This window comes from Amycolatopsis sp. NPDC004625, assembly GCF_040609695.1.
Taxonomy (GTDB): domain Bacteria; phylum Actinomycetota; class Actinomycetes; order Mycobacteriales; family Pseudonocardiaceae; genus Amycolatopsis.
Window position 1 is genome coordinate 176,718 of sequence record NZ_JBEXKX010000012.1, and the last position, 23,895, is coordinate 200,612.

Annotated in this window: 19 protein-coding genes; 7 read left to right on the plus strand and 12 right to left on the minus strand. The window is 69.5% G+C overall.

Going from position 1 to position 23,895, the window contains the following annotated elements; genetic code table 11:
- Positions 1 to 16 precede the first annotated feature (16 nt).
- On the plus strand, positions 17 to 475 hold the full coding sequence (locus tag ABZW17_RS16545; RefSeq protein ID WP_354814114.1) for a hypothetical protein: 459 nt from the start codon (positions 17 to 19) through the stop codon (positions 473 to 475).
- Between the two features lie 80 nt (positions 476 to 555).
- Here the strand turns inward: ABZW17_RS16545 and ABZW17_RS16550 are convergent, their stop codons facing one another.
- A complete protein-coding gene (locus ABZW17_RS16550; protein ID WP_354814116.1) occupies positions 556 to 1,170 on the minus strand; it encodes a hypothetical protein in 615 nt (204 codons plus the stop codon).
- Between the two features lie 868 nt (positions 1,171 to 2,038).
- On the opposite strand from ABZW17_RS16550, the gene ABZW17_RS16555 reads away from it, so the two are divergent.
- From ABZW17_RS16555 to mobF, 3 genes are all read left to right on the plus strand, one after another.
- Positions 2,039 to 3,223, plus strand: coding sequence for a hypothetical protein (locus tag ABZW17_RS16555; RefSeq protein WP_354814118.1), 1,185 nt, complete (start codon positions 2,039 to 2,041; stop codon positions 3,221 to 3,223).
- A gap of 68 nt (positions 3,224 to 3,291) precedes the next feature.
- Positions 3,292 to 3,513 (plus strand): hypothetical protein, encoded by a 222-nt coding sequence (locus tag ABZW17_RS16560; RefSeq protein ID WP_354814120.1) that lies wholly within the window; start codon positions 3,292 to 3,294, stop codon positions 3,511 to 3,513.
- A 362-nt stretch (positions 3,514 to 3,875) separates the two neighbouring features.
- The gene (gene mobF / locus ABZW17_RS16565) at positions 3,876 to 8,987 is read left to right on the plus strand and encodes a MobF family relaxase (protein ID WP_354814122.1); all 5,112 of its coding nucleotides are present in this window, start codon (positions 3,876 to 3,878) and stop codon (positions 8,985 to 8,987) included.
- A 125-nt stretch (positions 8,988 to 9,112) separates the two neighbouring features.
- Here mobF and ABZW17_RS16570 read toward each other — a convergent pair whose 3' ends face one another.
- Entirely contained in the window at positions 9,113 to 9,547 is a 435-nt protein-coding gene (locus ABZW17_RS16570; protein WP_354814124.1) for an Lsr2 family protein, read from the minus strand.
- Between the two features lie 333 nt (positions 9,548 to 9,880).
- Here ABZW17_RS16570 and ABZW17_RS16575 point away from each other — a divergent pair, with 333 nt between their 5' ends.
- Both ABZW17_RS16575 and ABZW17_RS16580 read left to right on the plus strand, forming a co-directional pair.
- Positions 9,881 to 10,312 carry a hypothetical protein gene (locus ABZW17_RS16575; protein ID WP_354814126.1) on the plus strand — a complete coding sequence of 144 codons (432 nt, stop codon included), beginning with the start codon at positions 9,881 to 9,883 and terminating at the stop codon, positions 10,310 to 10,312.
- Between the two features lie 219 nt (positions 10,313 to 10,531).
- Entirely contained in the window at positions 10,532 to 11,998 is a 1,467-nt protein-coding gene (locus ABZW17_RS16580) for an alpha/beta fold hydrolase (protein WP_354814128.1), read from the plus strand.
- A gap of 422 nt (positions 11,999 to 12,420) precedes the next feature.
- Here the strand turns inward: ABZW17_RS16580 and ABZW17_RS16585 are convergent, their stop codons facing one another.
- Positions 12,421 to 12,795 carry a DoxX family protein gene (locus ABZW17_RS16585; protein WP_354814130.1) on the minus strand — a complete coding sequence of 125 codons (375 nt, stop codon included), beginning with the start codon at positions 12,793 to 12,795 and terminating at the stop codon, positions 12,421 to 12,423.
- A gap of 103 nt (positions 12,796 to 12,898) precedes the next feature.
- Between ABZW17_RS16585 and ABZW17_RS16590 the strand changes: the two genes are divergently transcribed.
- Positions 12,899 to 13,306 (plus strand): helix-turn-helix domain-containing protein, encoded by a 408-nt coding sequence (locus ABZW17_RS16590; RefSeq protein WP_354814132.1) that lies wholly within the window; start codon positions 12,899 to 12,901, stop codon positions 13,304 to 13,306.
- Positions 13,307 to 13,482: 176 nt separating this feature from the next.
- Here ABZW17_RS16590 and ABZW17_RS16595 read toward each other — a convergent pair whose 3' ends face one another.
- From ABZW17_RS16595 to ABZW17_RS16635, 9 genes are all read right to left on the minus strand, one after another.
- Positions 13,483 to 14,187, minus strand: coding sequence for a hypothetical protein (locus ABZW17_RS16595; RefSeq protein WP_354814134.1), 705 nt, complete (start codon positions 14,185 to 14,187; stop codon positions 13,483 to 13,485).
- Complete coding sequence (locus ABZW17_RS16600; RefSeq protein WP_354814136.1) at positions 14,184 to 16,040, minus strand: TraM recognition domain-containing protein; 1,857 nt, start codon at positions 16,038 to 16,040, stop codon at positions 14,184 to 14,186. Before ABZW17_RS16600 ends, ABZW17_RS16595 begins: the two co-directional genes overlap by 4 nt.
- A 44-nt stretch (positions 16,041 to 16,084) precedes the next feature.
- Positions 16,085 to 17,212: a C40 family peptidase gene (locus tag ABZW17_RS16605; RefSeq protein ID WP_354814138.1), complete on the minus strand. Its 1,128-nt coding sequence runs from the start codon at positions 17,210 to 17,212 to the stop codon at positions 16,085 to 16,087.
- Positions 17,209 to 18,636, minus strand: coding sequence for an ATP-binding protein (locus tag ABZW17_RS16610; RefSeq protein WP_354814140.1), 1,428 nt, complete (start codon positions 18,634 to 18,636; stop codon positions 17,209 to 17,211). The genes ABZW17_RS16605 and ABZW17_RS16610 overlap by 4 nt, the downstream gene beginning before the upstream one ends.
- Positions 18,637 to 18,743: 107 nt before the next feature.
- Positions 18,744 to 20,252, minus strand: a complete 1,509-nt coding sequence (locus ABZW17_RS16615; protein ID WP_354814142.1) for an SCO6880 family protein — start codon at positions 20,250 to 20,252, stop codon at positions 18,744 to 18,746.
- Positions 20,249 to 21,658 (minus strand): hypothetical protein, encoded by a 1,410-nt coding sequence (locus tag ABZW17_RS16620; protein ID WP_354814144.1) that lies wholly within the window; start codon positions 21,656 to 21,658, stop codon positions 20,249 to 20,251. The genes ABZW17_RS16615 and ABZW17_RS16620 overlap by 4 nt, the downstream gene beginning before the upstream one ends.
- A complete protein-coding gene (locus tag ABZW17_RS16625) occupies positions 21,655 to 22,404 on the minus strand; it encodes a hypothetical protein (RefSeq protein ID WP_354814146.1) in 750 nt (249 codons plus the stop codon). The genes ABZW17_RS16620 and ABZW17_RS16625 overlap by 4 nt, the downstream gene beginning before the upstream one ends.
- A gap of 69 nt (positions 22,405 to 22,473) precedes the next feature.
- A complete protein-coding gene (locus tag ABZW17_RS16630) occupies positions 22,474 to 22,764 on the minus strand; it encodes a hypothetical protein (protein ID WP_354814148.1) in 291 nt (96 codons plus the stop codon).
- A 90-nt stretch (positions 22,765 to 22,854) separates the two neighbouring features.
- Positions 22,855 to 23,772 carry a hypothetical protein gene (locus tag ABZW17_RS16635; RefSeq protein WP_354814150.1) on the minus strand — a complete coding sequence of 306 codons (918 nt, stop codon included), beginning with the start codon at positions 23,770 to 23,772 and terminating at the stop codon, positions 22,855 to 22,857.
- Between the last annotated feature and the right edge of the window lie 123 nt (positions 23,773 to 23,895).

Here is a 23,895-nt window from a genome sequence, read left to right on the forward strand (position 1 = left end):
GCCCTACGCTCGGAACATGAGCAATCGTTACGGCGTCACGATCCCCGGGCTCGTCCTCGCCGGAGGCACCGGCTTCTACCTCGGCATCCAGCCCTTCGGCTACATCGGACTCCTCATCACGCCCTTCACCGACCCCTCCGGCCTACTTGCCCTCCCCGGCGCCGTGCTGTCCGGTGCGCTCCTCGGGTGCGTCGTCGCCTACCTCAGCCGCAACCGCATCAAACCGAACCTTGCCCACCGCTACCGCCGCGGCGCCATCCTCGGCGCGATCACCCTGCCCGGCTACCTGTTCATCGGACACTTTCCCGGCGCCGGAGAGGGCGGCACCGCCAGCCAGTGGGCGTTCGGGATCGCGTTCTGCTGCGGCATCGCCGCGATGATCGTCTACTACCAGCGCCGCAAGCGCCTCACCGTCGCCCGCCGAGTCCGGCGTCTCGCCCAGCAGCAGGCCGACCAGCCGACCGCGACGCGCTGACCTCCCGACCACTACACGAGGGGCGCAGGCACCTGACGGTGCCAACGCCCCTCTTCTCGTGCGCGGCGTGCCCAGCCGAATCAGTCAGCCGGAACATCCAACCCTGAATCTCGTTCGGACGGCTCGACCTGCTCGTTCGCGGGCGCCTCGGCAGCCCGCTCATCACCGAAAGTTGCCGCGTCCACTGCTTCCGCTCGGGTGGAGTCCGCGTCGCTCTTCTGGCAGTCGACGTCCGACACGGCTGCAGCACTACGCGACAACGTGGTCACTGCCTTCGCCGAGATACCCAGCAGCGCCGCGGTCTCCGCCGCACCCACATCTGACGCGCGGATCTCCGCGACCGACGTCGCCATCACCGCGCGCCACTCGCCGATCTCCATCTCCGCATCCGCCCGGACCTGTTCGGCCGCCCGCTCGAACTCCGCGACCTTCGCCGCGCGCTGCCGGTCCAGCTCGGCCAGCCTCCGCTCCAGCTGCGCCTCCAGCGCGCCGATGCGGTCCTCACGCCGGCGCTCCACCGCCTCGATCGCCGTCACCGCCTCCGCGAACGGCCCCAGCGCCGCATCAACCCGCGCCTCGTTCTCGCGCTCACGCTCCAACTGCTCGGCGCGGCGGCGCCGCACTGCCTCCAGCCGCTCCAGCGTCGCCGACGACCGACGCTTCCGCCTCATCGTCCTGCTGTGACGTTCAACCATGACACACCTCCCGCGCGGGGAGGGCTGCGGTTCTATCCACCAAGCTACCCGCGGCACCGGCGCCACCGCGGCGCACCTGCGGGGCAGCGCTCGCACCGCCGACAAAGCGACCGACAGCGTCGACCGTGTTCACGACGACAGCCGGCGAGCAAGGAGAAGGGCGCGGTACCGCCGCAGCAGCCCCGGAGGGCCACGCCACCGCAGTGGCGAGCGGCAAAACTCGCGGCGGTCCGCTGACGCTCCGCCACAAGGCCCATTCAAGCCCACGGAGCGCTGCCAACAGCATACCCGCAGGCCACGAGCCTCGACCCGGCATCGGCCGGCATGCCGTCTCAGGTGGTCAGGTCGCTGATCCTCGCGCACTGCGGCAGTGGGAGCCTTCACGTGTTCTTGTTGCGTCCGCGGGCGGTGGGTGGCCCCGAAATTGTATCGGTCGTCCCCCCAAATACAAGGGCACCCCAAAATATTTTTGACCGAAAAGCGTGGCCAAAAATATTTCGAGGCCCCACCCTTGCATTCGGGGCCCCTACTCCCTAGGTCAGGCATTAAGGGCAGGCCGAGGGCCTGCCCTGGTTGCTTCGGGGCCACCCACCACCCACTCAGCAGCCGGTCACCTTTACTGCGCCGACCAGTGGCCCCGGCAGGCACGAAGACACGGCCAGTGAGCCACGTGGACGACGCGCAAGCGAGCGGCGAGCAAATGCGATTAAACAGCTCAGCCGCTCGCTAAAACTCGCTGAAATACGCAGTCGAGAGCACCATTTCAAGTGGAACAGACAGCGATATCCGGGTAATATAGAAATCGCAAGGTGATCGGGACGGCAAACCCGAAAGCCTTCACAATTTCCGTTCAAGAAAGTTGGATATCATGGTTTCGACCATTCACCCGAAGCACCGCCAGAGCATCACGCGCATCGTGCAGGACCTGCAGGCGCAGCCGCCGCGCGACCGGTCCGCACTCACCCAATTGCGGAAGATCTTTACCGACAGCGGGGAGAACCCGCCCGCGATCCTCGCCGCGTGCGCGACGCTGCTCCAGGACACCACTGCGATCAGCGGCGACGTTCTCGCCGCCGTGCGCACCGCCCACGCCGAGTGGGACAGCTACGGCAACGCCGAGCGCGAGCTGTTCAACCAGTGCGTCTGGTCCAGCCAGACCCGCCGGGCCGTCGCCGTGACCGAGGTCAACGACGTCACGGTGATGCTGCGCGAGACCCCGCCGCGTGTCGCCGACGCGCTCAACGGCCTCCGGTGGCTCAACGCCCAGACCCAGTACGCGCACAAGGCGGTGTTCACCGTGTGCGGGACGCTGCTGAAGAACCCCAGCGCCACGCACCCCGCCATCGTCGAAGCCATCCAGACCGCTCACATTCTCTGGCCCGGCCTCTCCGATGACCTGCGCACGCTCGTCCTGGCCTGCGTGTACGCCAGCAAGGCCCGCGCCGCCCACGCGCGCGCCCGGCGGCAGACCACCGAAGCCACCGCCGGTGACATCCACCGGTGCGGCAACTGTGACGGCAACCTCGCCGGGCTCCCCGAAATGCGCTACTGCTCCGATGCCTGCCGCAAGAACGCCGAAAGCGCCGAGCGCCCAGCCGACGGCGAGCACACCACCACCGCACCTGCGCGCCCGGTTGCGCATGAGCCGATCGAGCAGCAGGCCGCGCGCCGCTACGTCGTCGGTGAGGTCGAAGCCGAGTACGACGAGCGGTGGCGGCAGATTCAGCAGGCGATCCCGACCGCCGGTTTCGTCCGTAAGGATGAGCGCGGGGTGGACCTCTACGAGCAGGAGCGGCAGCGTCATGCCGACCTTGACGACAGCAGCGACGCCGCAACCGACCTGACAGGCTACGCCCTGTCCGATGAGGACTACGACCGGCTTGCCTTGCTCCCGGTCGTGCCGGGCGGGTTGTGCATGGCGTGCAACATCGAACGCACCCCCAGCGAGCAGCGCACTCCGGGCACGGATGGGCGGTGCGAGATGTGCCGGGACCGGGACATGCCGCCGCTGTCCGCGTTCGCGCCGTCGCGCGAACTCGCCGCCGTCGCCTGACCACCCGCCACACGCGGGGGCACCCGGGACCGGGTGCCCCCGCCCACCTCAAACCAGGAGCCGCCACCGTGCGCACCTTCCACGACATCCTCGCCGACATCGACCGCGAGCTAGCCGCCGCCGACACGATCCCGACCGACGAACCCGCCGCCGTCACAGCTTTCCTGCGCACGTTACTCGCGCGCGACGCCCGGCCTCTCACGACCGCGAACGGCGACACGGTCGAGATCGTGCCTGCCGCCGCCATCCGCCGCGAGCTGGACCACCTCACGCAGGCGAACCCGAGCTAGCGACTCTCCACACGCGACAGCGGCCGCCGATCTTACGATCGGCGGCCGCTTTGCTGTGTCGGCACAGCCGGGAACCGCGCAGGCGCCGGCAGACGGCGCCAGGGGCGCCTTAGTGCAGGCGCCGGCGCTTGACCGGAATTTCGGTCACCACCCCCACGCACCACCAACCCCGCCCCGCCTACCGCACCCCGCCCACCACCACATCCCACCCCGCACCTTCCCCGCCACCCACTCACCCCGCCGACCACGCCACCACCACCACCTCACCCCTGCCTGCCCCTACCCCGCACACAGCACGTCTTGCAGACGTTCTGAACCAGGTGGGCGCCGCCGCCTTTTCGGCGTAGTCTGAGGTGGACATGATGGGCTTGCGGAAGCTGAGCCCTGGTGGTCATGAGTACCTCACGAACACGGTGGCGTGCGCCGATCGCAGCCGTGAGCTCGCACCCGGCGAGCTGTTAAGTGACTACTACCTCTCCCGTGGTTACCCGGCAGGCCAATGGTTCGGCGCCGGAGCAGAGCACTTAGGACTCTCCGGCGCAGTCACCCCTGCCCAGATGAACGCCCTCTTCGGCGAAGGCCGGCACCCGAACGCCGACGCCATCGAAGCCGAGATGATCGCCGACGGCGCCACTGCCGCCGAGGCGTTGAAGGCCACCCGGCTGGGCCGGCGGTTCCCGCAGTACTCCGCACTGGACCACCTACGCAGTCAAGTTTCCCAGGCGTACAAGGACCACAACCGGCTGCACGGCCTTCCGATCGGGGCCCCGATCTCCGCGGCCACACGCGCCGAGATCCGCCGCGGCGTGCAGTTACAGGCCCACCGCACAGCCCACGACGGCAAGGACCCCGCCGACGAGAAGGAGCTGAAGGGATGGCTGGCCGAGCAGAAACAGAACCTCAAGTCCGCGGTCTCCGGGGTCGAGGCCGTGTTCAGCTACGACAAGACCCTCTCCATCGCATGGGCGGCAGCGTCGCCGGCCGGACGGAAGCGCATTGTCGGTATGGCCCGCCACGCGGCCCTGGACACCGTGTCCTACATGGAACGCAACGTCGCCTTCACCCGCCGCGGGAACATGGGCGAGGCCCAGGTCGACGTCAACGGGATCACCGCGGCGATGTTCGAGCACTGGGACTCCCGCGCCGGCGACCCGCACCTGCATTTTCATGTGTTGATCTCCTCGAAGGTGCAGCGCAGCGACGACGGGGAATGGACTGCTCTCGACCTGCGCACCATGTTCGCCGCGACGGTCACCGCGTCGGAGTATTTCGACAACCGCCTGCGCGACCTGTTCCGCGGGCAAGGCGCCACCTGGGTCCAGCGCGGCGCGGAGGGCGTGGACATGAAACGTCCGGTGTGGCAGCTCGAGGCCGTCCCGGTCGAGCTGGTGAAGCTGTTCTCCCAGCGCCACCGCCAGTTCGAAGCCGCCCGGGCCAAGCGCATCGTCGAGTTCACGGCGAAGCACGGGAAGGAGCCGACGCCGAAGGACATCTTCGCCATCGGCCGGGCCGCCCAGTACGACAATCGGCCCGGCAAGCAGCCACCCAAGACGCTGCCGGAACATCTCAAGGCGTGGCGCGAGCACGCGCTGAGCATCGTGCCCGCGAAAGTTCTGGACACGGTCGCCGACCGCGTATTCCTCAGCGGACACGCGGAACCCGACGCATTCGACATCGCTAAACTCGCCCAGGCGACTCGGGATGTCGTGTCGGACAACTACAGCCACTTCTCGTGGTGGAACCTCGCCGCCGAAGCGCACCGCCAGACCGCGCACCTGACGGTGCCGGTCGACAAGCGCGAACAGCTCGTCGACGACGTCGTCGACACCATTCTCGCCCAGCCCGACACCCTCGCCCTCGTCGGCCCCGCCGCGGTCAACGAGCCCGCGTCGCTGCGCCGCCGGGACGGCGAGTCGGTGTTCGTCGAGCGCCGTTCCACCCGCTACACCACCACCGCGACCCTGGCCGCCGAAGGCGACCTGGTCGCCTGGGCCCGCCGCGGAGGCGGGCACCGGCTTCGTGCCGACACCGTCGACACGACGCTCGCTGGCCAGGGGTTGAACGTGGGGCAAACAGAGATGGTGCGCCGGTTCGCCCGCTCCGGACGGCGCCTGCAGCTGGCGCTCGCGCCGGCCGGAGCCGGAAAGACCTCGGCGATGAAGGTGCTGGCGACCGCCTGGCGGCGCACCGGACGCCGCGTCTACGCCTTCGGCCCCTCCGCCCGAGCGGCCCAGGAGCTCGGCGCATCGATCGACGCGAAGCCGCACACGCTGCATCAGCTGACCACCGCGCTGAAGTTCGGGTTCGCCCACCGCGCGTTCCCGATGGAAGCCGGAGACCTGGTCATCGTCGACGAAGCGGCGATGGCCGGCACCCACACGCTGCACAAGGTCGTGAAGCACGCGCTCGACAACGGTGCCGATGTACGACTCATCGGCGACGACGCGCAACTGGCCGCCGTCGAGGCCGGCGGCGCGATCCGGCTGATCGCCCACGATGTCGGCGCCGTGCGTTTCCGGCAGATCGTGCGATTCGGCGGCGAAGACCGGGAAGAGCAGGCCGCGGCGTCGTTGCAAATCCGGACGGCGAACCCGAAGGGGCTCGAGTACTACTTCGAGTCCGGCCGGGTCTCCGACGGGTCGCTGGAGACGATGCGCAACGCCGCCCGCTCGCGCTGGCAGGCCGATCTCGACGCCGGCGTGCAGTCGCTGCTGATCGTGCCGACCAACGAAGACACCGTCGCGCTGAACAACGACGCCCGCGAACGGCGCCTCAACCGGGGCCTGGTCGACCGCGGCAGGGATGTGGAGCTGCACGACGCGACCACCGCCGCGGTCGGAGACTGGGTCGTCACCCGCCACAACCAGCGACTGCTGTCACTGTTCGGCGGGAAGGACTTCGTCAAGAACGGCGACGTCTGGACCGTCACCGCTGTCCACGCCAGCGGCAAGATCACCGTGCAGCACCGCGTGCACAAGGCCGCGATCACGTTGCCGGCCGGGTACGTCCAGGCCCACGTCGAGCTAGCCTACGCCGCCACCGTCAACCGGGTTCAGGGCATGACCAGCACCGGCAACGCCCACCTGCTGGTGCCACCGACGATGACCCGCGAGCAGTTCTACCCCGGCATCACCCGCGCCATGCTCGGGAACTTCATCTACGTCGTCACCCACCACCACGTCATCGACCAGCACCGCGAGACACCCGAGCCGGTGTCTCCGGAGTCAGTGCTCACCGGCGTGCTGCACCACTCCGGCGCCGAGGTCTCGGCCACCGAGACGATGCGGGAGGCGCAGGATGAAGCGGTGTCGATGGGCACACTCGTACTCCGCTACAACTACACCGCCACCTACCGCGATGACGAGCGCTACCGCGCCATCCTCGCCCGTCACGCGCCCTCCACCGCCGATCTCGACAGTGAACCTGCGCTGATCCAGACGCTGCGCAACGCCCACGACCTCGGCTGGGAGCCCGACCAACTTGTCGCCGCCGTGATGCGCTGGCGCCAATCGCTCGACGAGGCCGACAACCCGGGCGCCGCACTGCAAGCCAGGATCAGAAAGCACCTTGAGCGCCGCCAGCCACCGCCGCCGACTGCACCTGCGCTACCCGCGGATGTCACTCGCTGGCGCGGCATCGTTGACGCGATCGCCCCGCACGTGGCCGTCGAAGACCCGGAATGGGACACGATCTGGCGCCGTGCCGCCGGTGCGCTGGCGGCCGGATTCGACGTCGACGCCGCGCTGGCCCTCGTCGCCCATCAGCTCGCTGCGCGTCCGGTGGTGCCAGATCCGATGCCGGACGACCGCTACGCCGACGCGGCTCTCGCCGCCGAGCTGCAGCGCCGATGTGACTGCGGCGAAGCGCATGTGCGCGCCGTTCCCTGGCTGGCCCGCCCCGACTTCGCGCACGTCCGCCACCACCCCGGACACGCCCAGTACCTGCACGAGATGAAACACGCGATCGCCGACCGTGTCGAGCAGCTGCGCGCCGCGGCCATACGCGACCAGCCGGACTGGACAGCCGGCATCGGGCCGCGACCAGAGAACCCCATCGCTGCGGAGGACTGGGACGAGCTCGTCGGCCTGGTCGCCGCCTACCGCGAGACCTTCCGTATCGAGGGCAAGGCGCCGCTGGGCGCCAAGCCCGGCAGCCACGGCGCGAGGGCGCACGCCTGGCACACCCTGAGCGAGCGCTGGGACACCTTCGGGCAGACGCCGGCGTCCGCATCAGCTGCGCCCGGGAAGCCACGCACGACTGCTCACACCACCGAGCTGGACGAGGTGTTCGCCAAGTTCGATCGCGTCGAGGAACGTGTCGTCCTCGAGCCGTTGAACGTGCTCCTTCGCCGTTACGAGCTGCTGGCCCGCGACGGTGACGAGGACCGCTACCTCGACGTCCTCGCCCGCTACGTCCCGGACGGGGTCAACGCCGATGGCGAGCCCGCAGCGCTGGCGGCGCTGGCTCGCGCCCAAGATCGTGGGTGGCAGGCCGAACGTCTCGTCCGTGACCTCGTCGACGACGGCGGGTTCAGCTGGGCGGACGACCCGGCTGCGGTGCTCGCCAAGCGCATCAACGACCACGTCGGAACCCACGATGCGCCCGCCCGGATCGCCCCGGCGACCGACGAGCAGATCGGCCGCTGGCAGCAGATCGTCGCCGCACACCTGCCCGACGCTGTCGTGACCGAGGAGCGCTGGGACATCGTGTGGCACCACGCCGCCGGCAGCGCCACCGCAGGCCTCGACCCCGATACCGCGCTCACCGACGCCGTCCGCCAGATCGCGGCGACGACGACCGGCGCCGAGAACACCGCCCCCCGGAAAACCGGCGTCGCGTTGGTGAGCGCCCTTGTCCGCCAGCACGACGCCGGCGAGGGACACCACTCCGCGCTGCCCTGGCAGGCGCAACCTGACCTCGCGCACGCCGCCAACTACCACGGTTCGCTGGAGAGCCTGGCGACCATGAACGCGGAGATCGACGCAAGAACCAACCAACTGAGGGACCGGGCTATCCGGGAGCAACCGGCGTGGCTTGCGCCCTTCGGCGACCGGCCTGAGGATGCCGAGCTCGCGCGGCGCTGGGACCAAATCGTCGGGCTCGCTGCGGCGTATCGTGAAACCTACGGCATCACGACCGCCGATGCTGCCTCCCCACTCGGTAACCAACCCGCCGGCAACGACCTTCGGGCCGACGCCTGGCGCGACATCACCCGGCAATGGAGGCACGTGATGACCACCCCCGACCGCGAAGACGCTGCATCGGACGTGATGCTGACTCGCGAATCACTACGCGACGCCGCGGACGCCTATGCCGCGCACTTCGACGCCGAACTCGCCGCCGCGAAGGCGCAGGAAGATGACGCCGAGAAGGAGACGGCCGCGGCCGCGCGACGAACCGAACTGGAAGAAGAACTGGTCGACGGCCAGGGCCACGATTATGGCGAAAGCAGCCACCGCGGGCTCAGTTACTGAATCTGAACATCGACGACCTCCGGCGAGGACAGTCACAGATCGACCTTGTGGCGTCCTCACCGGAGGTCGGCGTTCACCCGGAATCGCCACCGGGGGTCCTGCTTGAGCGCCGACGACTGCTGGCGCTACTTCTTCGCGGCCTCGACCTTCTTGCGCGCAGGGCGCTTCCGCGCTGCCGGTGCAGGCTCCTCAACGACGATTGGCCGGCCGTCGTTCGCGTCGAATGCCTCGATGATCTCGGCGGACAGACGTCCACGCTCGGAGACCGTGTAGCCGTTGGCGCTGGCCCAGGCACGGATCTGGCGTGCCCGCTCGCGGTCCTCGGCTGCAGTGCCAGGCTTCGTCACGCGGGTGGACTCTCCGGCGGCAAGCCGCACTTTGCGACCACCGATGCGTCGCCCCGCTGCGATGTATCGGGCGAGTTCGTCGCGTAGCGCGGCCGCGTTGGCGTCGGAGAGGTCGATCTCGTAGCTCACACCGTCGATAGTGAAGGGGACCGTCTGGCTGGCCACCTCGCCGTCAATGTCGTCGACCATTTCCACGAGGACTTTCTGCGCCATATCGGGGACCTCCAGTAGCTCCAGCCACGAACGGGATACGCCGGGCCTGGCCACTATAACTCAACATTGTTTAACTTATACCTCTGCCAACATGATTGGCGGGAACACCGGCCGTTTCTAGGTGACCCCCATCGTCGGTCGCCGGCCATGAGGTTTCTGCTCGGTGCGCATCGGCCGCATTGGCTGGGATTGCTCGACGTGCCGCTCCTCGTCTCCGATCGAACCGGCAGATGCTGCCCACTCCCACCAGCCCAGCTGCCGTGTGGTCGACGCCGCGCCGCTCTGCAGAGCATGGCAACGACGACACGGCGTCGGACGATGACGGTATAGACGGTGGTGTCGAGCACTTCGCTGACGGCGAAGGTGATCGCGGTCGCGATGGCCGGGCCGGCGCCCAGATATGACAGCAGCGTGCCCGCGGCGACCGCCAGCAACGACGCCCGCATCCTGGCGAGGCGTTGCACCCAGTCCCGTACGACGAGCACCGAGCCCGCCGCGTACACCGCGGCGGGCGCGCGCAGCCCGAATCCGACGCCGACGGAACCGACATGCTCGGCCAGCCAGTTCGCGCCGGCCACGCACGCGACATCAACGCAATCATCGACACGCGGGCGAGCCGGGTGGCCGATGTGCGCGCCGTTGCCGGGCGACGCGCATGCACGATCATGGCTGACCTGGTCCGCTTGCCTGGTCGTTGACGCCGCTCTCGGCAGCTGCCTGCGCCTGCCGTTCGCGATGTTCCAGGGTGAAGCGATCGGAACGTGATCGCCGACGACCTGCGCACGCTTTTCCGGACCGACCGAGCCAGCACGTCTGCCGCAGGGCGGTCTACCAAGCCATCTGCAACGGCAGGGAGGGGTCATTTTCACAGAGCGTTGACACAGATAGCGCTGGCCTCCGGCGCACGTAGGCCCTGGGTCGGAGCAGAGCTGTCGTCCCCCGGGCTGACGTGTCGTGACCGCCGGGTGCGGCAGCCTGCTGCCCATGATCAGGTCACAGAATCGCTGTCTGTCGCTGTTGCTGACGGTCCTCGGGGTGTTCGCCCTGCTCGCGGTCGGGAATGCTCACGCGAACGCGAACGCGAACCCGGGTGCGGCGCTCATCTGGGGCAGTTGCCCCGGCGGAGGCGGCCCGGACGGCGTCGAATGCGCCCTGCTCCAGGTGCCGGTGGACTGGGCCGAGCCGGACGGTCGCCGGCTCACCCTGGCGGTGGGACGGCTGAAGGCCGACGGTCCCGGGCCTGCGGAAGGCACGCTGCTGGTGAACTACGGCGGCCCGATCGGTACCCAGATCGAGATCATGCGCGATCGGACGTTCACACCGGACTTCCAGCCCTTCGCGGACCTGCGGCACACGATGAACATCGTCACCTGGGACCTGCGTGGCTATCCGGGGCTGAGCAGTCCCACCGTGTGCGGGGGCCCGGCCGATGTCCCGCACGGCCAGCGGTACCCCCGGCTTCCGCGTGACCAAGCCGGGTTCGACGCACTGGCCACCGCCAACCGTGCCGCGATCAGCGCCTGCCGGGACAAGGACCCCGGCCTGTTCGACAGTCTGGATTCCGCCACGTTCGCGCGCGACGCCGACGCCGTCCGGCAAGCCCTCGGTGAGGGGCGGATCAACCTCTACATGGGCTCCTACGGTTCCGTCATCGGCGAGGCCTACGCGAACCTGTTCCCCGGCCACGTGCGCACGATGATGATCGACGGTGGATTCGACCACGCGGGCAGCTCCGATGTGGAGGACCAGGCGCGCGCCCGGGACAACGAGCAGCAGGCGCAGCGGTTCTTCGGCTGGTGTGCCTCGACCAGCTCATGTGTTCTGCACGGCCGGAACGTGCCACGGATCTGGCGGGCACTGGTGGCCCGGGCCGAGAGCGTTCCGATCCCCGCGCCCCAGTTCGGCGCCGCTTACGACGGTACGCAACTGCAGTGGCATCTGATCGAAGCGATCGTCCGGGCGGAGCAGCAGCCGGCACCGGATCCGGGCTGGGGCCAACTGGCGCAAGCCATCCAGCGTGCCGAGGCCGGCGACGCCTCCGGTTTCGGCGCCGACACCCGTGATCTCCCGTTCACGCCCTGCCTCGACTGGCCCAGGCCGACCGGCTATGGCGCATTGGCCGCCACGCAAGCCCGGCTCGCGCGGATCGCCCCCGACACCGGCAGCGCCAACACCACGGTCTGGCGGGCACTGGAATGCGTCGGCTGGCCCGCCCCGATGACAAACCCGCCGCGTCCGTTCCCGCCCGGCGTACCGCCGTTGTTGGGCGCCGGAACCTGGGCCGAATTCGGCGCCACCGCGCGCGTCGTCCGGCACGTACCCGGAAGTTTCGCCATTCGCCACGACGGGGGTGGCCATGAGCTGTACGCCACCGGAAACCGTTGTGTCATCGCGTATGCCGACACCTACTTCACCACCCGCCGGTTGCCCGCCCCCGGTTCCCGGTGTTGAGGGTGGCGCAGCGGTGAGGCAACGTCCGTGTCGCCTCCCTAATGTGCCGAATCGTTAATTTTTGGTCACCGTACGCTTGGTCGACGCCGAGCTCGAGTTGGCGCCGTTGATCCTGTCCGACCAGAAACGCCGGGCTTTGGAAGGCTGGGCGCGCGGCGTCGGACCACCGCTCAAGGACTGGCTATGCGAGCACGGATCGTGCCACCTGCGCCGATTGCGAATCCAGCACCGAGGGATCCGAACGACTACAGCTCAACGAAGCAGCGTGGCGACCTTGCGGGCGCGCGGTTGGTCCGCGACAGGATCGAGGGCCCCTCCGACGAACTGCGACCGTCGCTCCGACACCTGGCCGAGAAGAAGCAGGCTGACGCATCTGTCACCGCGGCACCGCGTAATGGCTGGCAACGTCTCGCCGCTGGAGATCAGCCGAGGAAACGGCCGACCGCGGCGAAGGCGGCGAGCAGCAGCAGCAGGAGCACGTTGGCGGGCAACGGTCGGCGTTCATTGCGGACCAGATGTACCCGGAGCGCGCCGATCTGCACGATGACCAGGCCGACCGCGGCGATCGGAGTGAGCATCGGAGCGATCCCGGTCAACCGGGGCAGGATCACGCCGAGCGCGCCGAGGACCTCGACCAGGCCGACCGCCTTCACCCCGGCCTCCGACGAGTCCTTCATCCACTCGAAGTTGCCCGACGCGACCAACTGCTCGCGCGATCGCACGACCTTCAGCCCGCCCGCGGCGAGGTAGACCAGTGCGAGCAGACCCTGGACGACCCACAGTGCGATGTTCACCATCTACCCCAATCATTACCTCTCGTGCGTAACCTGATCGTCTGTGCGCATGGGGTCGGCTGCAAAAGGCACACCAAGGTAAGGGTCCAGGATAGGAGCCTCGGGTATGGCAAAGGTCACACGGACGACCGGCAGCCCGCCGCGAATCCGTCAGGGCGGCGCGGTCCGCGAGGTGCTGGACCGGGTCGGCGACAAGTGGAGCCTGCTGGTGATCAGCACCCTGCGCGCCGGGCCCATGCGGTTCGGCGCGCTGGCGGAGGCCATCGCCGGTATCTCGCAACGGATGCTCACGCTGACGCTCAAACACCTGGTCGAAGACGGTCTGGTCGTGCGCACCGCCTACGCCGAGGTGCCGCCGCGGGTCGAGTACGAACTGACCGAACTGGGCCGGTCGCTGGTGCCGCTGGTAATGGCGCTCGCCGAGTGGGCGATGGCCAACCACAAGCAGATCAATGCCAACCGATCACATAGTCGATCAGGTTATGCGCGGTTGACCAGGGACACCTCTGAATGATTTCGGTCAGTCCGTGGAAGCAGCCGATACCATCGATCTCCAGGACGCTCATTCCGGCGACGAGCCCTGCTTGCTGGATCATCCAGGCCTGGAAGCAGGCCGTGCTGGTGGACGAAATGACAACGCCATCCGGTTCGTATTTGTTTGCGCCCGAGTTGTCGCCGCTGTAGACGACATCAAGCGAAGTGCCCTCCGCCACGAACAGGTGCTTCGGCACCGTGCGGAACGCTCGCTCGACCACCACCGCTCTCGGCAGCTGCCCGTGTCTCCCGTTGGCGATGTTCGAGGGTGAAGCGATCGGGGCGAGCCGGTGCGCCGGCGGTCTTGTGGCCGTCGGCGCGGCAGCGCTGATGAACCCACTCGGTGGCCATGCGCTCGGCGAACCCGGGGCGCCAGTGATCGTGCCAGTACTGCGCATCACGCGCGGTGGCCTTCTTGCCCAGGTGGGCTTCGCGCCAGGTGTAGGCGAGGCTGGCGATCTCGGCGACCAGGCCAGGATGGTCGAGCCAGCAGTCGGGGATGGCGACCGCGCGGGTGCCGGGATTGCCGACATAGGTCTCGTTGTAGTACTGCACGAAGTGCGCGAGCGTGAACAGCGGTGTTTCCCAGCGATGTTCCTTGTCCTCAGCGGCTGCCGGTGGCAGGAACGTCAGCCACCGCGCCATCCGTGGGTCGTTCTCCGGCTCGTCGGTCAGTTCCGCGAGCTTCTGCGACACCTGCTCGATCTGGCGCCCCAGGGCCTTGGCCACCGTTTCCAGCCCGGCGACCACCTCGTCAAGCTCACCCAGCGACCGCGGCTCCAGTCCGTCCTCGCCGTCCGTCCGCTGCTCCTCGTGGTCGGCTGGATCGTTCGGGCGCGCGGCGATGTCGTCGTCGCTCATCGCAGATCACTTCCGCCAGGCAGCGCCTGCGGATAGCCGTCGGCAGTGATCGCGGCCCGGCCGGAACGGATAACGGCGACGTCGGCCTGCAGCTGCGGCCAGTCGGGCCGTTGCTCGACATCGACGGTGCGGCCGAGGATCGGGCGGAGGTTGCCGTGCAGGATCAGCACCCGGCCGCGGTCGAGGGTGCGGATGTCGCCGGCGTGCAGAGTCGGGACGGTCTCCTCGCCGCTGGCGCCGCGGCCGACGCTGAACAGTCCGTCGCTGTGGTGCTGATGGGTGCGACGGCGGTGCTGCCCGGACAGCGTGGACAACCACTCCAGGGTCTTGTCGTCCTTGAGCCCGGGGAAAGCAGTCAGGGTGAGGGTGTTGTCGATCAGCTGTAACCGGCCCGGTTCGCCGTAGAGCTCGTCCAGCTGCGAGCGGGATTGCGCGGACCAATGGATCAGCACCCCGCGGCCGGCGGAGTCGGCGATGATCGCCGGCAGCCGCGGCACCGGCGTCCCCGCGTACAGCTCGTCCAGGATCGCGGTCGCCGGTGGTTCCAGCCGGCGGCGTTCGTGGCGTAGTGCGGTGTCCTGGGCGGTGGTGAGGATCTGCTCGACCAGCGCGGTGAGGACTGGCCGGGCCTGCGGGGCCTGGTGTTCGCCAGCGATGATGAACAGGCTGCCGCGGCGGTGCAGGAACTCGTCGATGTTCAGTTCCTCGGCCGGGCTGGGGGTGGCGAAGTAGCGGATGGCGGGGTTCATGAACGGCTCGATCGCCCGGCGGACAGACATCCAGACCGCGTCGGAGGTCTCGGCGACCATCCCGATCTCCGCCTCAAGGTTTTGCGCCAGCTGAGGAAACTGCCGCTCCAGCAACTCAACCGGTTCCCGATCGGCGGGTTTGGCGATCGACCACCGCACCAGGCCGTCCACGGTCCGGTGATGCATGGCAGCGGCGAGCAAGTACGCCTGCATGACGATCATCGCCCGGCCACGGAACACCGCATCGTTGCCGCCGACGTTCTCCAGCCCGAGCGAAGACGCCTCGATCAGCGTCTCCGCCCGCCGCAGCGCGACCGCGGGATCGGCGCAGCCGGTCACCGGAGACCAGCGCGCGTGCGCCGGCCAGGACAGCGTGCCGGTGGCGTCGATCACCAGCACCGGCCCAGCATCCCGGCGGCGGGTGCGGGCCAGCAGGCACCATTCGGCGAGGTCGTTCTTTGTCGTCGACGCGATCAGCGCGCCCGGCGCGGCGAGGACCTTGTGCACCAGGTCCGTGCGGGACTTTCCCGATCGGGTGGGTGCGATCGTCCCGGTCGGTGTCTCCAGCGAGGTCACCAGATGCTGGCGCCGGGGCCCGAGGTGCAGCGGGACCGCGATCTGCTCGACCGGCGCGGTCCGGCGTTGCTCCTCGGTGAGGTCACCCCGAGTCCACACCGCCGTCGTGCGGGCAGCGGCGACCGACAGGTTCTTGGCCAGCTCGCCGCGGGTGGCATGTCCGGCATCGGTCGGCGCCACCCGCCGCCAGACCGGGATCGCGGCGCCGACGGTCAGGCCGGCGGCGAGCATGGTGATCGTGGTGAACCAGATGTAGAACGCCAGCTGGTGATCGCTGACCGCACCGGACCACGGGGCCGGAAGCGCCGGACCGGGATCAGCAGCGTGGAAGGCGACCGTCAGCGCGAAACCCGGCCACGCGGTAATCGGCGGCCACGCCCAGCTACCGGCGTGAAACCCGGTGACCAGGACGGCGGCGGTGACGACGATCCCGCCGAGGGCGCAGACGACTGCCAGGGCGGCGACCGCGAGGCCCATCAGGGCGACGTCGCGGTCGAGGTTGAGTGTGTCGGTGCGTGTGCGCGGCATCGGCCGCTCCTCCCGGACAGCGGAAGATCGGCACCACGGCGACGTCATCGGAGTGGGCTCCCTCCCGGTGGCGAGGAGGGCGAACTCGGGTCGGCGATCCGGCGGATCGCGACGATCTTCGAGGTCCAGGCCGACAGGGATTCGAGGATGACTCCGGTGCCGGTGTCGTAGGCGTCGACGATCAGGCCGTGTCCGGCGTACATCCCGACGTGCCGCGGTACCTGCGCGGTGCCGAGCGAGCCGGGGATGAACAGCAGATCCCCGGGCTGCACCTGATCCAGCGAGGAGACGGCGTGCCCGGCGTGGACCTGGCTGACCGTCCCGGCGGGGATCCCGACACCGGCCGCGGCCCAGGAGGCGAGCATCAGCCCGGAGCAGTCGTAGGCGTCCGGGCCCTTCGCGCCCCACACGTACGGTTTGCCGAGCTGGCCCAAGGCGAACCCGACCGCGGCGCGCTGGCGGACATCATCCGGCAAGGTGAACCCTGGCGGCAGCTTGGCCGGGTCGACCTTGTCCGGCTCTCGGGGGACGTCGGATCCGCCCTGGTCCGGGCACAGGGTCTTCGCCTGGACCGCCTCCGTCGCGCCGCCGGGCACCGCAGGCGGGGTCGGATTGTCCGGACCGGTCCAGAATCGAGCCACGATCGCGGCAGCGGCCGGTTCACGCGGGGCGTAGCGGTCGGGGAAGCCGCTGTGCTGCACAGCCTGCTCGGCTTGGCCCGGGGCCATGGTGTCCCAGCCAGGCAGGGCGATAAGGGCGTCGAGGAACTTGCCGGTGGCGTAGACGGGGTTGAGGATCTGCTCGCGGGTGCCCCAGCCTTGGCTCGGGCGTTGCTGGAACACCCCGATCGAGTCGCGGTCGCCGAAGTCGAGGTTGCGCAGCCCCGACTCGACCATCCCAGTGGCGATCGCAAGAACCGCGGCCCGCCGCGGCAGGCGGCGCTGCTGAACGACGTCGACGATGGTGCGGGCGATGTCCATCTCCTCGGCGCCCAACTGCTGCCGGTCGACCACGATCGAGCCGCCGCCCGGGCCGCCCTGCTCGCACCCGCTCAACTGCACGACCGTCGCAGTCGCGGCCGGCACGACGATGAGGGCCACGGCCAGGATCGGCAGCAGCACCAACCCGACCAATGCACCGGCTACGCCGGCAAGAACCCCGGTGCGGCTCACGACGACACCGCCGAGGATCCGCCGTGGGTCAGCGGATTTGGCTTCCGGACCAGTTGACTGTTGGTGTCGAAGATCTGCCGCTCAACCCGGCTCAGTACCGTCTGCACCTTGAGCCCAGTCCGGTTCTCGATCTTCCACAACGCCCGGCCCTGACGATCATTCGCCCATCCGGTCGTGGCTTCCTGCTCCTTCTCAGACAGCGCAAGAACGTCGGCCAACTCGCTCGCCACCCGCGTCGACTGTCCAAGCAGGACCCGGATCGAGCACAGCGCAAGCAGATCACGGGCGATGGCGACTTCCTGGGAGCCGGTGGCGCCGACAGAGAGGAAGTCGCCGGGCTTGTGGCTGACCAGCACCTGGATCTTGCGTTCCGCGCGGGACAGCCGCAGTTCGCTGTCGACGGCCTGGACCGCGCGCAGCCCCAGCCGCAGTTGCCGCCAGATCTCGTCGCGGACGACGATCCGCAGCTCCCCGTCTTCCTGCAGATCCGTGGCCAGCGACGACCATGAGCCCAAGCAGGTCAGCGCGACGGCGACGGCCTGGTCGCCGCGGGTGCGTAGCCGCGAGAGATCCAGGCTCTGGATCGGGGCGTCCCAGTCGACGGTGAAATTCGTGGCTGCGTCGAACAGGCCGGCCAGCGGGCCGCTGATCAGGTTGGCCAGCGCATCGGTGATCGACCGGAGATGATCGAGGAATTGGCGGCGGCCGGCGAAGCGCAGACTCTGCCACAGCCGCTCGTCCGGGTTCGACAGCATCCGGTGGACGTCGGGAATGGTGATCGGCGCGAGCTGGGTGTAGCCATTGCTGACGCCCAACAGCTGACGCAGCGCGGCTGAGAGCGCGGCCTCGTCGGTGACAGTGGGCCGGTAGCCCTGGGCTTCGGCCAGCGCGACCAGCAGTTGCACCCACCGGCCCAGGACGCCGTCGACCTCGTCGCGTTGCCGCTCGGCCGACCAGCCGTGCCAGCGGGCGGTCAAGGGGCCGAGGTCGAGGGCGTTGAGGCGGGCACCGCTGCCGCGGCCGAGCATGATCGGCGTGACACCGAGCGCGTGTAGCAATGGGGTGTATTCGCCTTTGACGTCGCCGGAGATCAGGGTGCGGACGCCGGTGAGCATCATCCGCAGCAGGAAGGCCACGACCGTGGAGGACTTGCCTCGGCCAGGCTCACCAAAGAGACAGAGATTCGGGTTGGTGCAGATCGAGCGGAGGACGAACTCGACCGGGTGCAGGTAGAACGCGCCGCCGGAGTGGACGTCGTAGCCCATCCGCGCCCCGACCGCCGGCAGCGGGCTCGCCGCCAGCAGCGGGAACAGGCCACCGATCTCGTGCGTGCCGGCCTGATAGACCTGCAGCGGGGCTGCCACGGGCGACCAGCCGTACCCCGGGCGGGCGAAGCCCCGCCGCGGCGCCGCCCGCCGGTTCACCCGCGCACCTCGATCGTCCGGACGCTGACGTCCGGGTGGCCGCGTACTGAGGGCGGCCCCGAAGGTGGCCAGCAGTTCCGCAGCGGTCCGTTCGTCGTCGCGGCCCCTCACGGCGCACCGCCCCGCAGCCGCGGCAACCCCACACCGACCGGCAGGACGGCGGCGACGAACCCGGCGTCCTGGGCCAGTTCCATCCGCAGAAGCTGGAAGCGACCGGCGATGTCGTTCTCCAGCTTGGCCGCGTGGTCCTCGACGTTCCAGGTATCCGGGATCGTGACCGCGGCTGCGACAGCAAAGCGGACGATGCCGTGCCCGGCCGCTACCGCGTGCTCCTGCGCCCGCGCCCCGCCCGCCTCGCGGGCTTCGGCGGCACCGGAATTGAAGCCCTTCGCCGACTTCCAGTCCCGCATCACACCGGTGCGGAACCGCAGCCGGCGCACGGCCTTACGGGACCGGTGCTGGGACAAAGTCTCGTAGTGGATGGCCAGGCTGCGTCGCTCGCCGGCGGTCTTGACCGCCAGCAGCCCGCCGAGTGACCCGAACACCGTCCCGGCCTCCGGCATCAACACCGAGAAAGACACGGTCGCGAAGCCATCGTGGTAGTAGACCCGCGCCGACGGCGCCGGAGCGTGCACGGGACCCGCTGTCGCCCAGCGCACGCCGGCGTCGCCGCCGGCCTGGTGGCGGCGCGCGGCGAGACCGGCTGAGGTGGCGGGGTTGAACCCGGTGCGAATCGCCACCGCCAGCTCCGGACCCGAGAGCCACCGGACGCCGGTGGCGCCGAGGGACTTGAGCTTGTCCTCGAGCCCGTCCAGCACCCGATACAGCACGGCGGCTCGCCCTGCGACCCCGCCACCAGCAGCGGCAGCGGGACGCCGGAGGGCGTCTTCGGCGCCGGAGAGGGTGACGAACACTTCATGCCGGACCGACACCGCCCCGACCAGCCGATCCAGCTCCTCGGCCGCCTGCCGCGCGAGCGCCGGGGCGTCGGGCACGTCGCGCTCGGCGCGCCACGCCTGATAGTCGGCGCCGTCGTCGGGGACGGTGCGCACCAGCAGGCTCATCCGGTCGATGACCTCGCGGTGCCCGATCGACAGCAGCAGGTTGCCCAACCGGTTCGCCAGCCGCTCACACTGGGCGTCCGACAGCATCCCGACCCCGCCGTGGGTCAGACGGGCGGTGGCACCCCACCGACCCTCGACGGTGTCGTGGATCAAGCAGACGCGGCCGACGTCTCGCAGCGGCGGTCCGTCGGGGAACCGCAAGCGGGCCAGCACTCCAGGCAGATCCGGCTCGTCCAGCTCCTCGGCCTGCCCGGCGATAGCGCGCGACTGCCACCGCGACCAGCCGAGCGCGATACCGGCGCGGTAGAGCAGCAGATGCCCCAGCCACCGCGCGGCTGGGCGGCCGCGGACTGGCACCACCACCAGCGCCGCCGCTGTGCCGCAGAACGCTCCGAGTGCCAGAGCCTGCCCGAATCGCCCTGACGTCAGGGCGAGAATCACCGGAATGGCAAGCCCCACGCACACGAACGCCTGCACCGGCGTCAGCCCGCCGATCCAACCCGCGCGCTCACTACGAGAAAGTCCTTTGTAGATCCTGGTTGCGGCGCTCACAGCAGTACCGCCGCTTCTTCGGCTTCGCCGGCTGCAGCGTCGCCGCCATCGTCCGCCGGCGGGCCTTTGTCAGGGTTCGGGACGGGTGGTGTCGGCGGGCCGGTGTCGCCGGGTGGGTCCGGAGGTGGCGATTCTCCGTCGTCCCCTTCGTCGACTGGGCTCGCCGGGCTCGTTGCGCTGGTGCCGGATGCTTCCGAAGTCGTCCGGCCTGTCGCATCGGTGGCCGAGTCGATCGCCGACTCATGTGTCCCGCCGCCGGATGCCTCGGAGTCGGCGTCGCTGCCGGACGCCGCACCCGGGGCCGCCGGCGCGTGGGACGCGTCCTGATCATCGGTAGCTTCGGATGGCCCGGTGGCTGGGTCGTCCTCGGTGACGGCCTCGTCGAAGCGGTCGACGTTGGCCTGCTCCTGACTATCGGCGCCGTCTTCCCCGTCGCCCCCGTTCCCGTTGTTGCTCCGCTCGCTGCGAGCCTTGTTCCGGAACGCTCCGGCCACGCGCCCGGCGATGCTACCTGCGCCGTAGGAGTCCAGGCCGGTATCCGAGAGCTTGTCCCGAAAGACCCCCTGTGAGTCGGAGCCGGGATCGATGAACGCGAAGAGTTTGAACAGCACCAGCGGCACGCACAGGGCGACGAACAGGACCCCGATACCGGCCAGCAGCCCGGACAGACCTTGCGCGCCGCCGACGATCGCGACCGCCAGCACAAGCACGAACGCCAGCGCGGGTTTCATCACGATGGCGACCAGGCCCCAGCGGACGACCTTCCAGTACCACCGCGCTGTCGCGTCTGCCACCAGCCCGGCCGCCGCGACCGGGACCGTGGCGATCAGCACGTAGATCGCGGCCTCACGGAACACCGCCTCGACGGCGAAGCCCAAACCGGCCGGGATGACGCCGAAGGCAGCGGCGAGGCCGAGCACGACATTCTTGACCTCGTCCGACAGCGCGTCGGTGAATCCGGTCATGTTCAGGGCGTCCTGGAAGTTGTTCACGCGCAGGCCGGTGGACAGGATCGCTTCGGTCAGGCCGTCGGCGGCGGTGAGGAATGCGGCGATCACGCTGACGGTGACCGCGAGGGCGATTCCGTACTGGATGGGGCCGGTGATCAGGCGGATGAAGCCGCGGCCGCCGTGCAGGACGGTGGTGATGATCTGCCAGAAGAACATACCCAGCGCGATGGCTCCGGAGATCCACAGCGTCATCGGCCACAAGATCGAGACCGGTCCGTCCGTGGTGGACACCGTGAAAACGGAGAACTGGTCGACGAGTGCGAAGGCGGTGCGCAGGATGAACAAGGCGGCGGCCCAGGTAGCGGCCATGAGCGGCTCGAGGACGCCGCCGGCGAGAGCGCCGATCCCCTCGCCCGCCAGCTCGCCCAGCTTCTTCAACAGATCCAAGGGGTTCATCGGGCACCGTCCCGGTTCAGGGGACGGTAGCCGGCAACGACGGATTCGGAGCTGCCCGGCCACGCGCAGGAGGCGTAGGCGGCGCGGGAACCCGGGGCGATGCGCCAGGCACTGCCGGTCCAGCGCAACGCCTGGCAGTCGCCGATGCCCATGCTCGTGGCCCGGCCCTGGTAGCCGAAGTCGAGCTGACCGAGCGTGCACACCACCGCGAACCGCCCGCCGTCGGCGGTGCCCTTGATCAGACCCTGGGTGACCTCGTAGGTCACAGTCAAGCCGGGCATGGTCTCACCCGGGTGGATGCCGGCGCGTTCCCGGAACGAAGTCAGCAGCGCGAGCGGGCCGCTGCCTTGCGGGGATGGAGCGTGCGGGAGCTCGGATTCGGTGTAGGCGCGCACGTAGGTGGCCGGGTCGCCGCCGCGCAGCGCGGTCTCGTTGAAATCGGTCAGCCAGCCGAGCGCGCCTTCTGCAGTGGCCGGGAATTCGTCGGAGATCACCCGGTCCGCCATCGGCGCCGGTCGCGGAACGGTGATCGGCGGCCCGGCCGTTGCGGTGGTGAGCTCGTGCGGCAGGGCCGCCTCCGGCGGCAGGGCCAGCATGGGACGAGTCGCCAGCGCGGTCGCCTCGTCGACCGCTGCTGTGGATGTGCGCATAGGCGCGGCGCCCGGCAGGGGCGTTGTCGTCGGCGACGCAGGCGGTTTCGTCGCGTGCCGAGCAATCAGGACGACCGCAATCGCCACCACGAGCACGGCGGTGACGGTGATCCAGCGGCGGGCGCGAGTGCGGGCGCGTGGGGATGGACTGGTGGTGAACATGGCTCATCCGCCCGCGAAAGAGTTGATGAGCGACCAGCCGATGCCGTAGAGGATCGCGCCGGCGACGGCGCAGAGCATCATGACGACGCCGACTTTCCCGGCGCGGTGGTGGTCGACCCACCGGCCGCCGACCCAGACGATCAGGCCGATGAAGAACCCGGCGATGAGCGCGACTCCCGCGCCCCACTTGACGTTGTTGAGCAGCCCCAAAATCTTGTCGCCACCGACTTCGGGCTGCACGGGTGTCGGATTGGGGATCTGGACGAGCCAGTCGATGGCACTGTGCGCGGACATCGCGCCCTCCACATCGCGCCGCCCGACGTCATGTCAGGCGGATCAGGTGGGAGGGCGTTGAAGTTGTTCTCGGCTGAACGACGGGTGGGCTCAGTCGGTGTCGGGGTCGCGGACACGACCGCGCACGATCCGCGGCCACCGCAGCGCCAGGCGGCGTGTCGGCGGCTTCAGCACGTGCCAGGAACGGAGCAGTTGTTCGGCGGCTGAGCGCAGCGCAGCGGGCGTCACGTCGGCCGTGATGCCCTGGCTGGCGACGTCACGCTCGTGCGGGAAGAAGACGGCGTCGGGGAGCAAGACGCTGGTGCGGCGGCCCGCAGTACCGGCCACACCTTTCGGCCATCGACGGGCACCCACGACGAGCAGTTGCGTGGGCGGGGTCACCGCGGCCGCCCGCACCCACGGCTCCAACCGGGCCAGGACCTGTTCGGCGTGCGCGAGCGCGGGCACCGTGGGCCGGACCACCAGAACGGGTATCGGTGAGGGGCTGCCGACGCGCAGCCATTGCCCCGGGCCGAGCGTGGGGTCGGCTGCCAGCCGCCAGGGGTCGTGGCCGATGTCGACCACGGTCACGTCGACACCGCACGCGCCGCCTGGGTGCCAGTACGGCGGCGGCGGGAACATCACCGGCTCTACAGCGCTCTCCGCCACGTCGAGGCGGGCAAGTATCGCCCGGGCGCGCCGGGAGAAACGAACCCCGGCCGCGGGGCCGGGCCCGTCGCGCCGCGGCCCGTCGAGCCGCGCGGCGCGCCCGAGTCCGGATCGGACGGGATCACCGGCATCGACGAGCAGCACCGACCGACCCGCCAGCTGGAGGGCGTCGGCGATCGCAACGGCGGCGCTCGTCGCACCAGCACCCGGAGAGGCGGCCAGAATCGCCACGACGCGACCAAACGGCGACCAGTCGATGAGCTCGGCCGCTCCTTCCGCTGGGACGGGCTGGCGCTGCCGACCTGTAGCTGGCGAGTACACGATGGAGCGGACATCCGCAGGTAGGTTGGATGCGGTCATGACGGGCCTCCCCTCAGCGGTGGTGGTGCGCCGGTGAAGGGTGCGGCGGTCGCAATGGGACCGTGCTCCAACCCCCTGTACGGGGTGGCGTGGGTTGCTTTCTCTCGGTAAACCGAAGATACT

Coding starts and splice junctions, on each gene's coding strand:
- ABZW17_RS16570 (WP_354814124.1), bottom strand. CDS start 9,547: ATGGCGCAGAAAGTCCTCGTGGAAATGGTCGACGACATTGACGGCGAG.
- ABZW17_RS16595 (WP_354814134.1), bottom strand. CDS start 14,187: ATGAGCGACGACGACATCGCCGCGCGCCCGAACGATCCAGCCGACCAC.
- ABZW17_RS16585 (WP_354814130.1), bottom strand. CDS start 12,795: ATGGTGAACATCGCACTGTGGGTCGTCCAGGGTCTGCTCGCACTGGTC.
- ABZW17_RS16600 (WP_354814136.1), bottom strand. CDS start 16,040: ATGCCGCGCACACGCACCGACACACTCAACCTCGACCGCGACGTCGCC.
- ABZW17_RS16620 (WP_354814144.1), bottom strand. CDS start 21,658: ATGAACCCCTTGGATCTGTTGAAGAAGCTGGGCGAGCTGGCGGGCGAG.
- ABZW17_RS16635 (WP_354814150.1), bottom strand. CDS start 23,772: ATGACCGCATCCAACCTACCTGCGGATGTCCGCTCCATCGTGTACTCG.
- ABZW17_RS16580 (WP_354814128.1), top strand. CDS start 10,532: ATGATCAGGTCACAGAATCGCTGTCTGTCGCTGTTGCTGACGGTCCTC.
- ABZW17_RS16630 (WP_354814148.1), bottom strand. CDS start 22,764: ATGTCCGCGCACAGTGCCATCGACTGGCTCGTCCAGATCCCCAATCCG.
- ABZW17_RS16550 (WP_354814116.1), bottom strand. CDS start 1,170: ATGGTTGAACGTCACAGCAGGACGATGAGGCGGAAGCGTCGGTCGTCG.
- ABZW17_RS16555 (WP_354814118.1), top strand. CDS start 2,039: ATGGTTTCGACCATTCACCCGAAGCACCGCCAGAGCATCACGCGCATC.
- ABZW17_RS16545 (WP_354814114.1), top strand. CDS start 17: ATGAGCAATCGTTACGGCGTCACGATCCCCGGGCTCGTCCTCGCCGGA.
- mobF (WP_354814122.1), top strand. CDS start 3,876: ATGGGCTTGCGGAAGCTGAGCCCTGGTGGTCATGAGTACCTCACGAAC.
- ABZW17_RS16590 (WP_354814132.1), top strand. CDS start 12,899: ATGGCAAAGGTCACACGGACGACCGGCAGCCCGCCGCGAATCCGTCAG.